This window comes from Streptomyces sp. NPDC004838 (genome assembly GCF_053600955.1).
The window spans coordinates 13,459-26,884 of record NZ_JBSGAW010000029.1 but is presented as its reverse complement, the minus strand read 5'-3'; the positions used below and the strand labels follow the sequence as shown (position 1 = coordinate 26,884).

Here is a 13,426-nt window from a genome sequence, read left to right as displayed (position 1 = left end):
CCTCACTTACGAGACGAAGGGATCCGTCGAGCGGTAGCCGTTGATGAGCTCCTTCGCCGTGACCATGTACTGGATCGTCGGCGTACCCTCCTCGAGCCAGTTGAGACGGGCGTCGCGGTAGAGCCGCTCGATGGGTAGCGAGCGGGTGTAGCCGATGCCGCCGTGGACGAGCAGCGCCCGGTCCGTCACACGGCCGACCGCGTCGAGGCCGAACATCTTCACCATGCTCGCCTCGGCCGGGATCCGCTCTCCCCGGTCGGCCTTGCGCGCCGCGTCGGCCAGCATCAAGCCGAGCGCCTGGACATCGATGGCCATTTCGGCGAGGTAGCGCTGGACCGCCTGCCGCTCCTCGAGCCGCTTGCCGAACGTCACGCGGGACTTCGCGTGCGCGAGCGAGAGTTCGAGCGCCCGCTGGGAGGTGCCGAGCGACGACGCCGCGATGAACACCCGGCTGATCTCCAGCGCTGCCTCGAGCGCCTCGACGCCCCCGCCGACCTCGCCGATCACGGCGCTCTCCGGCACGTGCACGTCCACGAGGTCGACGACGCCGTGCTCGCCGCCCTTGCACCCCATCGTCTCCGGCATCGGCGTGACGGATAGGCCGGCGGAGTCCTTGGGAACCAGGAACGCGGTGACCTCCCGGGGCCCGGTCTTCGCGAACAGGATGAACTCCGTCGCGATCTGGGAGTTGGTGATGAGGTGTTTGCGACCGTTGACGACGTAGCCGCCCGTGGCGCGCTCCGCTTTCGAACCGAGGTCCGCGCCGGTGCCGAAGCCGGGCTCGGTGAGTGCGAACGCGATCGAGCGTTCACCGGTGCTGGCGCCCGGCAACACGGTGTTGCGCTGATCGTCGTCGCCGATCTCCGACAACGCGTGGGCAAAGGAGTTGTGCACGTGCACGAGACACCGGATGCCGCCGTGGATCTTCGCGAACTCGGCGATGACCGGCAGATACTGCGTCATCGACATGCCGAGCCCACCGTACTCACGGGGCACGATGAGTCCGAACGCCCCGACCGAGCGCAGGATCGGCATGATGCGGTCGAGCGGCAGGTGCTCGGTGTCCTCGATCTCCTTTTCGAGCGGGTCGAGTTCGTCCCAGATCGCGGCGAAGATCCGCTCCCGCGCGGCCAGGTACTCCGCCTGATCCATGCCTTTGTTGACTGTCATGTCGACCATCCACCATCCACCGTGAGAGTTGTTCCTGTGCAGTACGTCGCGTCCTCGCTGAGGAAGACCGCGGCCCGGGCGATCTCCTCGGGAGTCCCGAAGCGCCTGAGGAGAATCTGCTTGCCGATGGCGTCGCGGGCGCTGCCGGAGACCTGAGCCGTCATGTCGGTCTCGACGAACCCCGGTGCGAGCGCGTTCACGCGGACGCCGGCCCGCGCCGACTCCTTGGCGAGGGAGCGGCAGAAGCCGATGAGCCCGGCCTTGCCGGACGCGTAGGCGGTGTCGCCCGCGCCGCCGATCAGCCCGACCACCGAGGTCACGACGGTGATGCTCGACCCGCGCCGAACGACGAGATGCGGCAGAGCCGCGCGACAGACCTGGGCGACGCCGAGCACGTTCACGCTCGCGACGCGGGCCCACTCCGCCTCGTCCATCGCGTCCAGCCGTCCGCCGTTCCAGACGCCGGCGTTCGCCACCAGGCCGTCGAGCCGGCCGAACTCGCCGACGAGAGCCGAAACGGCCCCGGCCGCGGAGTCGGCGTCGCCCAGTTCGTAGTGAACGGGCAGGACGCGGCCGGGGTGGCGAGCCGCGAGGCGCTCGGCCTCGTGACGCGAGGAGCGGTAGCTGCAGCCGACCCGCACGCCACGGGTGGCCAGGAGGTCCACGATCGCGGCACCGATGCCGCGCGAGCCACCCGTCACCAGCACCACGCGACCAGCATCGGAACCGTCCATGGCCTTCCCTCTCATCGCGCTGGTCCGAGGCAACGGCCGCCTTGACGCTGCGACCGAAGTAATTCATTATGTACAGACCAGTCGGTACATTTCAAGGGGTGGGTTCATGAACGACTCCGAACCAGTGATCGTCGAGGCGGTCCGTACGACGTCGGGGCGCGGCAAGCCGGGCGGTGCCTGGTCGCACGAGCACCCCGTCGACCTCCTCGCCACCGTGCTGACCGAGGTGGTGGACCGCGCCGGCATCGATCCCGGAGTCGTGGACGACGTGATCGCCGGCTGCGTGACCCAGGGCACCGAACAGGCGGGCAACGTCGCGCGCAGCGCGGTGCTGGCGGCGGACTTCCCGCAGCATGTGCCGGGCACGACCGTCGACCGCCAGTGCGGCAGCAGCCAGCAGGCGATCCACTTCGCGGCCCAGGGAATCGCCGCGGGCAGCTACGACGTCGCGATCGCGTGCGGCGTCGAGATGATGAGCCGCGTCCCGATGTTCAGCCAGTACCGCGGACTCGACCCCTACGGCCCGCGCGTACAGAAGCGGTTCGCTCCCGGACTCGTCCCGCAGGGCATCGCCGCCGAGCTTCTCATCCGCGACCACGGCTTCACCCGAGCGGAACTCGACGGGCTCGCCGTCGAGTCGCATCGCCGAGCCGCCGCGACCTGGGCCTCCGGCGGGTTCGACCGCGAGGTCGTCGTCGGCTCGGGACCCGCTCGCGACGAGACCGTCCGCGACAAGTCGAACCCGGACGGCATGGCGCAACTCGCCCCCGTCTTCGTCGAGGACGAGGCCGACCGGCGCTTCGGTGGTCTGGACTGGTCGGTGACCGCGGGCAACTCCTCACCGCTCAGCGACGGCGCGGCGGCGGTGCTGCTGATGTCGCGGGCGGCTGCGGAGCGGCTCGGCTGCCGGCCGCGCGCCGCTTTCCGCTCGTTCGCGGTCGTCGGCGACAACCCCGTGACGATGCTCGACGCCGTCGTCCCGGCCACCCATGCCGCCCTGCGGCGCGCCGCGCTGGCACCTTCCGACATCGATTCCTTCGAGGTGAACGAGGCGTTCGCGGTCGTGCCGCTGCTCTGGCGGCGGTCGCTCGGGATCGACCCCGACCGCGTCAATCCCCGCGGTGGCGCGATCGCGCTCGGCCATCCGCTCGGCGCCTCCGGTGCCCGGCTGATGACGACCTTGCTGCACACTCTTGAGGACCAGGACCTGACCTTCGGGCTGCAGACGATGTGCGAAGCGGGCGGCATGGCGAACGCCACGATCATCGAGCGGGTGAGCGCATGAACCACAAGACCGAGCCCGAGGTTCCCGCGCCGAACGGCAGCGGCCCCCTCGCCGGCGTCACCGTGATCGAGCTCGCCGGCCTCGGCCCCGCGCCCTACGGAGCCATGCTCCTCGCCGACCTGGGCGCGGAGGTCATCCGCGTCGACCGGCCCGGCGGGCAGGCGGGCAACCCGCTCGCCCCCGAGAAGGACCTGCTCAACCGTGGCAAGGCATCCATCGAACTCGACCTCAAGGACCCCACCGACGTCGCCGACGCCCTGGCGCTCATCCGCGACGCCGACGCGCTGATCGAGGGATTCCGACCCGGCGTCGCCGAGCGGCTCGGCCTGGGGCCCGACGTATGCCTCGCCGCCAACCCCGCGCTCGTCTACGGCCGGATGACGGGCTGGGGACAGGACGGGCCGTTCGCACACCTGCCCGGACACGACATCAACTACGTCGGCCTCGCCGGCCTGCTGCACCCGATCGGGCCGGCCGCGGCTCCCGTCGTACCCCTCAACGTCGTCGGCGACTTCGGCGGGGGCGGGATGCTCCTCGCGCTCGGCATCGTCTCGGCCCTGCTGCACGCGCGCAATACGGGTCAGGGACAGGTCGTCGACGCCGCGATCATCGACGGCACGGCCTCGCTCGCCACGCAGCTGCACGCACTGCGCGCCGACGGGCAGTGGCACGAGGAGCGGGAGTCGAACCTGCTCGACGGAGGCGCGCACTTCTACCGGGTCTACGAGACGGCCGACGGCAGACACCTGAATGTGGGCGCCATCGAACCGCAGTTCTACCGGGCCTTCCTCGAAGGTCTCGGCGTCCCCGCCGACGCGGACTGGGTCGCGGCGCACCGCGACCCCACCCAGTGGGTCGCGAAGGCCGAGCAGGTCGCGGCGATCGTCCGCACCCGCTCGCTGGCGGAGTGGGAGGAGGTGTTCCGCGACTCCGACGCCTGCGTCCACCCGGTGCTGACACCCGGTGAGGCGGCGCAGCACCCGCACAACCGGGCGCGCGGAACGTTCCTCACCGTCGACGGCGTCGTCCAGCCCCGCCCCGCCCCGCGTTTCAGCGGTACGCCGCTCGCGACTCCGCGCCGGCCGCCCCGCTCGGACGAGCACGGCGAGGCGCTCAGGCAACGCGCGCGCGACCTGCTCAACCCTGGGGAGCGACCCCGGTCAGGATGAGGTCGGCGAGGCCGTCGGAAACGCGTTCTCGCTCGGCTTCGGAGTCGGAGGAGAACCACAGATGCACCGAGTTGAGCATGCCGAGGATCGCCTTGACCTGGAACGGGGCGACGACGGCGAACCGCCCGTCCGCGGCACCCTCCTGGAGGATCTGCTCCAGGAGGTGCTCGTAGCTGCGCCGCAGCGCCGACAGGTCATCGGCCCGCGTTCCGGTGAGGTGACGCATCTCGCGCAGGACGACCACGACCTCGGCCCGGCGGGCCGTGACGACGGCGACGTGCTCATGGACGAACGAGCGAAGCTTCGCGGCCGAGTCCTGCGGCGATTCGAGGACGAGACGGCCACGCGTCAGTGCCTCCTCGACGTGCCGCTTGGAGAGCTCGAAGAGCAGGGCCTCCTTGGACCCGATGTGGTAGTAGAGCGCACCGCGCCGCAGATTCGCGGCCTCCCCGAGCTCGGCGACGCCCGTCTCGTGGTAGCCCTGTCGAGCGAAGAGTTCGGTCGCCACCCGTAGCACGCGCTCACGGGTGGACTCGGACGGGTCACCCTCGATCGACCGCGGACGGCCCGGGCTGCGAGGGCTGTCGTCGACGGTCGTCATCAGGGGAGTCCTCTCGCTGCCGGGTACGGACGCGCGTGGTGACGGCGCGTCCGTACCCAGCCTAGACCTAGACCTCAGCGCAGGGCGCCTCGGCGCAGCTTGCCGACGGCGGTGCGCGGCAGCGCGTCGACGATGTCGACCACCTTCGGTGTCGCGTACCGGCCCACGTGCTCGGTGACCAGGCGCCGCAGCTCGCCGTCGAAGCCGTCGGGGACGGATGCCTGTGGCACGAGCACGACCACCGCGCGCACCACGATGCCGCGACCAGGGAGCTCGGCCGCGACGACGGCCGCCTCGGCGACGGCGGGATGCCGCAGCACGGCACTCTCGACCTCACCCGGACTGATGTTGTGTCCGGACGCGATGATCATGTCGTCGTCACGCCCCAGGATCCGCCAGTGGCCGTTGCCGTCGATGACGGCGCGATCCTCGGTCACGAACACGTCGCCCCGCCACCGGGCGGCCCATGCCTCCGGGACGTTCTCGTACGTGCTCGACATCTGGTGCCGCGGCCGCCGCACGCCGACCAGTCCCTCCACGCCGGGCGGCAACTCCCGCCCGTCGCGGTCGACGATCATCGCGTCGAAGCCGGGCATGGGTCCGGCGAGCCGGCCCGCGGGCGAGGTGGCCGCGGGGTCCGTCAGGTCGCCGAGCACCATGCCGACCTCGGAAAGCCCGTAGGCGTCGAGGATCGGCGGGCCACCGCCGTCCTTCCACTCGATGGCCACGGACGCGGCGAGCTGTTCCCCGGACGTCGCGACCGTCCGCAGCGTCGCGGGCACGCCCGCCGAGTCCATGACCGAGCTCAGCCGCCGGATGGCGGCGGGCGCCGTGCTGAGCGCGTCCACGCGGTGCCGGTGCATGAGGTCCCACCACGCCTCCGGCGAGAACGGACCGGAGTAGACGAGCCGCCGGACGCCGAGTGCCATCGGCGCGAGCCCGGTGGTGTACAGCCCGTAGGCCCACGCCGGGTCCGACGTCGAGAAGAGCAGCTCGCCGGCGCGCAGACCGAGCACGTGCTTGGCGTACGGCATGATGCTCAGCAGCGCGGCATGGGGCATCAGGCACGCCTTCGGGGTCCCCGACGTCCCGCTCGTGAAGAGCAGGGTCGCCGGGTCGCCCAGGGTCGTGTGCGCCTGCGGCCCGTCCGGGGTCGCGCTGTCGACGGCGTCCCAGAAGGACTGCTCCGCCATGCCCGGACGTGCTCCCGGAGGAGTCACGACCAGGACATGGAGGCCGGAGTTCAGCGTCCGCGCCGCGGCGCGGAAGGCGTCGAGGTACGCGTGGTCGACCACGACGGCCCCCGCCCGCGACTGCTCGATGCGCCACCCGATCCCGTCGGGCGCGAACCCGCCGAAGAGCGGCACGTACACGAGGCCGGACCGCCACGCCGCGAGCGCGGTGACCCACGATTCCGCCTGCCGCGACAGCAGGCCGGCGACCCGGTCGCCGCGGCGCAGCCCCATCCCCTCGAAGACGCGGGCCGCACGGGAGGCCGCGTCTTCGAGGCGGGCGTAGGTCCAGACCTCGTCCTCGCGATCGGGGTGCGCCACCACGAAAGCGACGCGCCCGGGATCGTCGGCGTGGCGGCCGCACGCCTCGACCGCCGTGTTGAAGCCCACCGAGGGATCGACCGAAAGCGCGCCCTCGATCGCCTCCCAGGTCGCCCGGGCCGCGTCGCTTTCGAGGCTCACAGTTGAACGCAGACGGTCTTGGTCTCCAGGTAGAGGTCCATCGCCTCGGCGCCCTGCTCGCGACCCCAACCCGACTGCTTGTAGCCGCCGAACGGCATTCCGGCGCTGAAGGTGTTGTAGCAGTTGATCCACACGGTCCCGGCCTCGATCAGGCCCGCCACGCGGTGCGCCCGCGTGATGTCCTTCGTCCAGATGCCCGCCGCGAGCCCGTAGGCGGAGTCGTTGGCGAGCCCGACGAGTTCGGACTCGTCGTCGAAGGGCAGGACGACCACGACGGGGCCGAAGATCTCCTCCTGCACGACCGCCATGTCCTGGCGCACGTCGGAGAGCACCGTCGGCGGGTAGTAGTAGCCATCGCCGACTCCGTCGAGCGGGGAACTGGCGGCGCTCGCGCCCTCGCGGACACCGGCGTCGACCATCGTCGTCACCCGGTCGAGCTGCTCCTTCGAGACGAGCGGACCGATCGCCGTGGCCTCGTCGAGCGGGTCGCCGACCGGCATCGAGGTGGCGATCTCGCTCAAGCGCCGGACGACCTCGGCGTGCACCGACCGCTCGACGTAGACGCGGGATCCCGCGCTGCACACCTCGCCCTTGTTGAAGAAGATGCCGTTCGCGGCACCCGCGACCGCCGCGTCGATGTCCGCGTCGGCGAAGATGATGTTCGGCGACTTGCCGCCCAGCTCCAGCGAGAGCTTCTTGAGGTTGCCGCCGACGACCTCGGTGAGCTTGCGGCCCACCTCGGTGGACCCGGTGAAGGCGATCTTGTCGACGTCCGGGTGGGCGGCGAGCGCCGCGCCCGCGGTCTCACCGAGACCCGGCACGACGTTCACGACGCCCGGCGGGAAGCCGACCTCGACGATCAGCTCGGCGAGGCGCAGCGCCGAGAGAGGAGTCTGCTCGGCGGGCTTGAGCACGACCGTGCATCCGGCGGCGAGCGAGGGAGCGAGCTTCCAGGCCGCCATGTTGAGCGGGAAGTTCCAGGGGATGATGAGGCCGGCGACGCCGACGGGCTCGCGACGCGTGTACGTGTGGTAGCGGGCGTCGGGCGCGTACGGGACGTTCGCCTCGACCGTCTTGCCCTCGATCTTGTCGGCGAGGCCGGCCATGAAGCGCAGCTGGCCGGCGGCCAGCGGCACGTCCACGGCGAGTGCGGCGAGCTGGGGCTTGCCCTGGTCGATCGCCTCGAGTTGGGCGAACTCATCGGCGTGCGCTTCGATCGCGTCGGCGAGTTTCCACAGCAGCCGGCCGCGCTGCTCGCCGGTCGTCCGCGCCCATGCCGGGCTCGTGAGGGCACGGCGCGCGGCCGCGACGGCGCGGTCGACGTCCTGGGCGCCGCCGGCGCTCAAGGTCGCGATCACCTGGCCGGACCGGGGATCGATCGAGTCGATGGTCCCGCCGTCGACGCTCTTCACCCACTCGCCGTCGATGAGCATCGGGCCGACGCGGTCGAGGAAGCCCACGACGTCGGGGCGGAGATCCGCTCGTGCCTCGGAGGTCTGGATAGCCATACGAATCACCCAATTCTGACAGATTTGCACTTGAAGCATGAATCGGTTCGATGGATTCTGATAATTGTGTACCACGGGGCGGAATATTTGCCAAGACTCGCGAAAAGCCTCGTCATCTTGACGGAGGCACCCGAGTGGATGACGCTTCAACGGAGATCGCTGATTTGATTGACAATGTCGACAGAGCGGCATCATTCTGTGCGTCAGCGTCGTAAGTGCGAGAAATTTTGAGTACTAGATGTCATGCGACGCGTGATATCGCGAAATCGGACCAGTGGGTCCGTGAATCGATGGAGGAACCGATGATCAACCAGACGTACCGGACCGACAGCGCCTACGAGACCGCCGGCGGCTACGCCCGAGGACGCCGGGTCGGCGACCACGTCTACGTCGCGGGGACCGCGGCGGTACTGCCGAACGGCGACATCCACGCCCCTGGCGACGTCTACGCGCAATCGATCCTCGCGTTCGAGAAGATCGAGGCCACCCTCCGTGAACTCGGCGCCGAGCTCACGGACGTGGTGCGCACCCGCGCATACGTCGCGGACGCCGCCATGCTCGGCGAGTACGCACGGGCACACGGCGAGGTGTTCGGCGGGATCTTCCCGGTTGCCACCGGTGTCGCCGCCAGTCTCGTGGACCCTCAGATGCTCGTCGAGATCGATGTCGACGCGATCGTGACAGGTGGGCCTGACCGGGCCTGACGGTCCCGCCCGGCGCGCCCGGCGCGTCCGGCCGAGGCTGACACCCGGCGTCTGAGGCCGGGCGTCAGCCGATGCTCGTGACGATCCGTTTGTTGGCGAACTCGTCCAGCCCGAGGACGCCCAGCTCGCGCCCGAAGCCGGAGCGCTTGACGCCTCCGAACGGCACAGCCGCGCCGCCCGGGTCGGCCCCGTTCACACTGGTCATACCGACCTCGAGGCGGTCGGCGACCCGGGCGGCCCGGTCCGGCTCGGTGCTGAAGACGGTCGCGCCGAGCCCGTACACGGAGTCGTTCGCGAGCGCGACGGCCTCCTCCTCGCTGTGCACCCGGTACACGACCAGCACCGGCCCGAACAACTCCTGCTCGTAGGCGCGCGTACCGGGCTTGACGTCGGTGAGTACGGCCGGTGAGAACCAGGCGGTCGGGGCCGGCGCGAGTTCGCCGCCGACATGCAGCGTCGCCCCATGGGCAACGGCGTCGGCGACCTGGGCGGCGAGCGCCTCGGCCGCCTCGCGCGAGGCCATCGGCGGGTACCCGACGGCGCCGTCCGGCGAAGGGCCGCCCGCCGTCATGGAGTTCACGCGCCGCACGAGACGCTCGACGAACTCGTCGTAGATCCCGTCCATGACGACGATGCGCTTGTTGGAGTTGCACGCCTGGCCGTTGTTGTACATCCGGGTGCGCCAGGCGTGATCGACGGAGGCCGGCACATCCGCGCTGTCCAGCACGATGTACGGGTCGGAGCCACCCAGCTCCAGCACACACTTCTTCAGGTTCGCTCCCGCCATCGCGGCCACCGCGGCGCCGGCGCGCTCCGAGCCCGTCAGCGAGACGCCCTGGACCCGGTGGTCGCCGATCATCCGCTCGACCTGAGCATGCGAGGCGAACACGTTCGTGTAGACGCCGGGCGGAATGCCGGCATCGGCCAGGAGGTCCGCGATCGCCTCCGCGCACGCGGGCACCGACTCCGCGTGCTTGACGACGACCGCGTTTCCGAGCACCAGGTTGGGCGCGGCGAACCGCGCCACCTGGTAGTAGGGGAAGTTCCACGGCATGACGCCCAGGATCGTTCCCAGGGGTCGCCGCTGAAGCACGGTGCGTCCGCTCCCGCCGCCGGGCAGCGGGTGGTCCGCGAGAAGTCCGGGACCCTCCTGCGCGTAGTACGTGAAGATCGAGCCGCTGAACTCGGCCTCCGCTCGCCCCTCCGCCGTTGTCTTGCCCATCTCGGCGGTCGCCAGGGCGGCGAGTTCCGCCGCCCGCTCCACGAAGAGGCGGCCCGCCCGAAGGGCCGCGGCGGCACGGTGCGCGAGCGGGGTGGCCCGCCACACTCGGAAGCCCTCGTCGGCGTCCGCGAGCAGTCGGGTCACCTGCTCCTCGCTCGCGGTCTCGAATGTACGTGTCACCGTGCCGGTCGCCGGGTCGACGCTGCGGTAGGGCCGCGAGGGCCCGTTGGCGGGGGTGGTCAAAGGAAAGCCTCTCCCTGCTGGTGGTCGGACGCCCCGCGTTGCCGCGGGACGCAACATTCCGTACGGACGCCTGACGGCCGGGGTCCTCACACCTGGTCCGGTGCCCCCGACCCGTAGGGGAGGCGAATCGGTGCCAGCGCGTGCATGTCTATCTCGATGAGATGCGGACCGGCCGACCGCGCGGCAGCCGTGAACTGCTCTTCGAACTCGCGTGCGGAGGTGCTCAGGCTCGCCGGCACGCCGAAGCTCCGGGCGAGGGCGACGAAATCGGGGGCGTTGAGTTCGACGTTCGCGGGCGGACCGTCGAAGGTCGCCTGCTGGATTCCCTTGAGAACGCCGAAGCAGCTGTCGTTGAAGACGCAGACGGTGACCGGGACCTGGCGCTGCGCCAGTACCGCCAGCTCACCGATGGAGAGGAGGACGCCACCATCGCCGCAGATCGCCACCGCGCGGGTGCCCGAGGCGATCGCCGCGCCGATCGCGAGAGGGAGCCCCGGCCCGATCGCGGCCGATACGGGCCGGATCGAGGTCCCCGGAGCCAGGACGGGCAGGAGGGAGTCGCCCCAGGCATAGGCGGGCACGGTCGAGTCACGGACGAGTGGCGCGTCGTCGGGGAGCACGGACCTGATCGTCCGCATGATGGCCTCGTGGTCGGAACCGACGCGTGCCAGCAGCATCGCGCGGGTCTCCTCCGCGGCACGCGCGGCCTGCTCCAGCCAGGGCGCGCGGCTGGGCGGGTCCTCGGGACGGAGTTCGGTGATCAGCGCGTCGAGCACATCGCTCGCGTCGCCCGCGATGGCCACCTCGGTGGGATAGGTCAGACCGAGCACGCCGGGATCGATGTCCACATGGACCAGGCGCCCCGGAACCGGGATGGTCCATGAGCCGGTCCAGAGCTCGCGAAAGTGCGTGCCGACCGCGAGCACCACGTCGGCGGCCTCGAGCAGCGCCCGCATCGACGGGCTCGTGGCGGTGCTGCCCAGTGAGAGCGGGTGATCCTCGCGGATCGACCCCCGGCCCTCGACCGAGGTCAGCACCGGTATCGACAGCCGTTCCGCCAGATCGGTGATCCGACCGGACGCCCCGGACCTGACCACACCGCCGCCCGCGATGACGAGTGGTGTGGAGGCACCGCGCAGCGCGGCAGCGGCACGCGCGATCGCGTCGCCGTTGATCGGCGTGGATGAGAGGTCCGAGGGCCGGTCCTTCGCCGGGGCCGCGACCGGCCCGTACTGGACGTCGATGGGCACCTCGATCACGGCTGGTCCCGGCACCGGTGTCCGGGTCCGCGCGACCGCGGCCCGCACGACGGCACCGGCGTCGTCGGACGGGCCGAGCGTCCAGGTACCCCGGGTGATGCTCTCCAGCATCTCGGTCTGCCGGGGGGCGTCGTGCAGGCTCCCGGCGCCACGGGTCGCATGCCGGCGTTCGTTCTGGCCGGTGATGACCAGCACGGACGAACACGCGGAGACCGCCTCGAAGAGCCCGCCCATGGCGTTGGCCGTCCCGGGACCAGTTGACACGATCGCCACCCCGACACCTCCCGAGGACCGCGCGTAGCCGTCGGCGGCATGCACGACTCCCTGCTCGTGGCGCATGGTGATGACGTCGATCTCCGTGCGTCGCCGGATCGCGTCGAGGATCGGGAGGTTGTGCACGCTGGCGATGGTGAAGACGTGACGGACACCGGCCTCGGCCAGGGCTTCGGCGAGCGCCTCCCCGCCGGTCGGGTAACGGGACACGGTTTCTCTCTCTTCGTTGGTGCCAACGCACACGTTCCTCAATCCAGCGGGCGCGTTGACGTACATGGTGGTTACGCTGAAGAAGACCGCGGGGTGCGGTCCATGCACCCCGCGGCCTCCGGATCGGGATTGCCTACTTGTTGAACCACTCGGCCATACGCTCGATCACCTTGCTGCGATTGTCGGGCCACCAGTCCAGGCCCCCGAAGATCGGGCGGTGCTCCCCCTTGCCCATGTTCGCGAGAGGGCTGTTCGACTCGAAGCCGGCGGGGGCCTTCGTCAGTGGGTTGGCTCCCGCGTAGGCGAACCGCTCGCTGATCCGCCCGCTGTTCTTCTTGTCGGTCATGTAGGCGATGAGCTTCATCGCGTTCTCCTTGTTGGGCGCGCCCTTCGGGATCATCGCCCAGTCGGCGGCAAGTGTCTGCTGCGACCAGATGAAGTCGACCGGCAGACCCTCGTCCTTGGCCTTCTTGGCGCGGCCGTTGTAGCAGTCGCCGAAGATCGCCTCACCGCTGGAGACCAGGTTCACGCACTCGGACGACTCCTTGTAGACGATGATGTCGTCCTTGATCGTCTCGATCTTCTTCAGGGCCCGCTCGATGTCCAGCGGGTAGAGGTCTTCCTGCGCGACGCCGTCGGCGAGCAGTGCGGGCTCGAGGAGCGTCATGTAGGTGCCGGAGATGCCGTTGATCGCACGCTTCCCCGGGTACTTCTTCGTGTCGAACATGGCCTCCGCCCGTGTCCGCGGCGCCTCCTTGACCTTGTTGGTGTTGTAGGTGAGGACGAACGAGATGATGTACATGGGCACGCCCTGCGGGAGTGCCTTGAACGGCGCGTTCTTGAAGTCGTCACACGGGACGATCGAACAGTCGATCTTCTCCAGGTTCGGGTTGTTGACCAGACCGATCTCGGCGCCGTAGTCCATGACGTCCCAGATGACGTTCTTGGACTTCACCATCTGCTCCAGCTTCGAGTTCAAGGACGGCGTGTCCTGCACCACCTCGATGCCGGTCTCCTTGGTGAACGGCTCGAGCCACGCCTCCGTGAGCGCCTTCTGGCCCGTGCCGCCCCAACCGACGAAGGTGACGGACCCCTTGCCGCCGCCGCTGCTGCTGCTGGAGCCTCCATCGCCGCCGCATGCGGCCAGCACGGCCACCAGCGCAAGGCTGGCGGAGGCCGCCATCATTCTCTTCAGCTTCATGACGAGCTCACTTCGTTCGACGCCCTGACGGGCGTGTGCTAGGGACTTGCTGCTACTCCTCGGCCCGCGGGCCGCTGGCGCCCTGTCGGGCCCAGTCATGTCATGACGACGTCCTCAAGCCTTCACACCGTGCCGCAGCGGCCACTCGGGGGT

The 13,426-nt window shown here is 70.1% G+C and carries 11 protein-coding genes; 3 read left to right on the top strand and 8 right to left on the bottom strand.

Annotated elements, in window-relative coordinates; genetic code table 11:
* Positions 1-6 precede the first annotated feature (6 nt).
* Both ACWEFL_RS28200 and ACWEFL_RS28195 read right to left on the bottom strand, forming a co-directional pair.
* A complete protein-coding gene (locus ACWEFL_RS28200; protein WP_451717593.1) occupies positions 7-1,170 on the bottom strand; it encodes an acyl-CoA dehydrogenase family protein in 1,164 nt (387 codons plus the stop codon).
* Positions 1,167-1,904 (bottom strand): SDR family NAD(P)-dependent oxidoreductase, encoded by a 738-nt coding sequence (locus ACWEFL_RS28195; RefSeq protein WP_451717591.1) that lies wholly within the window; start codon positions 1,902-1,904, stop codon positions 1,167-1,169. Before ACWEFL_RS28195 ends, ACWEFL_RS28200 begins: the two co-directional genes overlap by 4 nt.
* Positions 1,905-2,010: 106 nt before the next feature.
* Between ACWEFL_RS28195 and ACWEFL_RS28190 the strand changes: the two genes are divergently transcribed.
* Complete coding sequence (locus ACWEFL_RS28190; RefSeq protein WP_451717589.1) at positions 2,011-3,189, top strand: thiolase family protein; 1,179 nt, start codon at positions 2,011-2,013, stop codon at positions 3,187-3,189.
* On the top strand, positions 3,186-4,358 hold the full coding sequence (locus tag ACWEFL_RS28185) for a CaiB/BaiF CoA transferase family protein (protein ID WP_451717587.1): 1,173 nt from the start codon (positions 3,186-3,188) through the stop codon (positions 4,356-4,358). The genes ACWEFL_RS28190 and ACWEFL_RS28185 overlap by 4 nt, the downstream gene beginning before the upstream one ends.
* On the opposite strand, the gene ACWEFL_RS28180 is transcribed toward ACWEFL_RS28185, so the two are convergent.
* The 3 genes from ACWEFL_RS28180 to ACWEFL_RS28170 all read right to left on the bottom strand — a co-directional run bounded on the left by ACWEFL_RS28180 (position 4,327) and on the right by ACWEFL_RS28170 (position 8,161).
* Positions 4,327-4,959, bottom strand: coding sequence for a TetR/AcrR family transcriptional regulator (locus tag ACWEFL_RS28180; RefSeq protein ID WP_451717586.1), 633 nt, complete (start codon positions 4,957-4,959; stop codon positions 4,327-4,329). The two genes, ACWEFL_RS28185 and ACWEFL_RS28180, sit on opposite strands and share 32 nt — an antisense overlap.
* 74 nt (positions 4,960-5,033) lie before the next feature.
* Positions 5,034-6,653, bottom strand: a complete 1,620-nt coding sequence (locus ACWEFL_RS28175) for an AMP-binding protein (protein WP_451717584.1) — start codon at positions 6,651-6,653, stop codon at positions 5,034-5,036.
* The gene (locus ACWEFL_RS28170) at positions 6,650-8,161 is read right to left on the bottom strand and encodes an aldehyde dehydrogenase family protein (RefSeq protein ID WP_451717582.1); all 1,512 of its coding nucleotides are present in this window, start codon (positions 8,159-8,161) and stop codon (positions 6,650-6,652) included. The genes ACWEFL_RS28175 and ACWEFL_RS28170 overlap by 4 nt, the downstream gene beginning before the upstream one ends.
* 302 nt (positions 8,162-8,463) lie before the next feature.
* Here ACWEFL_RS28170 and ACWEFL_RS28165 point away from each other — a divergent pair, with 302 nt between their 5' ends.
* Positions 8,464-8,865, top strand: coding sequence for a Rid family hydrolase (locus ACWEFL_RS28165; RefSeq protein WP_451717581.1), 402 nt, complete (start codon positions 8,464-8,466; stop codon positions 8,863-8,865).
* A 64-nt stretch (positions 8,866-8,929) separates the two neighbouring features.
* On the opposite strand, the gene ACWEFL_RS28160 is transcribed toward ACWEFL_RS28165, so the two are convergent.
* The 3 genes from ACWEFL_RS28160 to ACWEFL_RS28150 form a co-directional block, all read right to left on the bottom strand.
* Complete coding sequence (locus tag ACWEFL_RS28160) at positions 8,930-10,330, bottom strand: aldehyde dehydrogenase family protein (protein WP_451717579.1); 1,401 nt, start codon at positions 10,328-10,330, stop codon at positions 8,930-8,932.
* A gap of 86 nt (positions 10,331-10,416) precedes the next feature.
* Positions 10,417-12,072: a thiamine pyrophosphate-binding protein gene (locus ACWEFL_RS28155; protein WP_451717577.1), complete on the bottom strand. Its 1,656-nt coding sequence runs from the start codon at positions 12,070-12,072 to the stop codon at positions 10,417-10,419.
* A 133-nt stretch (positions 12,073-12,205) separates the two neighbouring features.
* Positions 12,206-13,273, bottom strand: a complete 1,068-nt coding sequence (locus tag ACWEFL_RS28150; protein WP_451717576.1) for an ABC transporter substrate-binding protein — start codon at positions 13,271-13,273, stop codon at positions 12,206-12,208.
* Positions 13,274-13,426 lie beyond the last annotated feature (153 nt).

What these genes read in the sequence shown, in the direction of transcription:
- ACWEFL_RS28200 (WP_451717593.1), bottom strand. Translation starts at nt 1,170, where the DNA reads ATGACAGTCAACAAAGGCATGGATCAGGCGGAGTACCTGGCCGCGCGG.
- ACWEFL_RS28195 (WP_451717591.1), bottom strand. Translation starts at nt 1,904, where the DNA reads ATGGACGGTTCCGATGCTGGTCGCGTGGTGCTGGTGACGGGTGGCTCG.
- ACWEFL_RS28190 (WP_451717589.1), top strand. Translation starts at nt 2,011, where the DNA reads ATGAACGACTCCGAACCAGTGATCGTCGAGGCGGTCCGTACGACGTCG.
- ACWEFL_RS28185 (WP_451717587.1), top strand. Translation starts at nt 3,186, where the DNA reads ATGAACCACAAGACCGAGCCCGAGGTTCCCGCGCCGAACGGCAGCGGC.
- ACWEFL_RS28180 (WP_451717586.1), bottom strand. Translation starts at nt 4,959, where the DNA reads ATGACGACCGTCGACGACAGCCCTCGCAGCCCGGGCCGTCCGCGGTCG.
- ACWEFL_RS28170 (WP_451717582.1), bottom strand. Translation starts at nt 8,161, where the DNA reads ATGGCTATCCAGACCTCCGAGGCACGAGCGGATCTCCGCCCCGACGTC.
- ACWEFL_RS28165 (WP_451717581.1), top strand. Translation starts at nt 8,464, where the DNA reads ATGATCAACCAGACGTACCGGACCGACAGCGCCTACGAGACCGCCGGC.
- ACWEFL_RS28150 (WP_451717576.1), bottom strand. Translation starts at nt 13,273, where the DNA reads ATGAAGCTGAAGAGAATGATGGCGGCCTCCGCCAGCCTTGCGCTGGTG.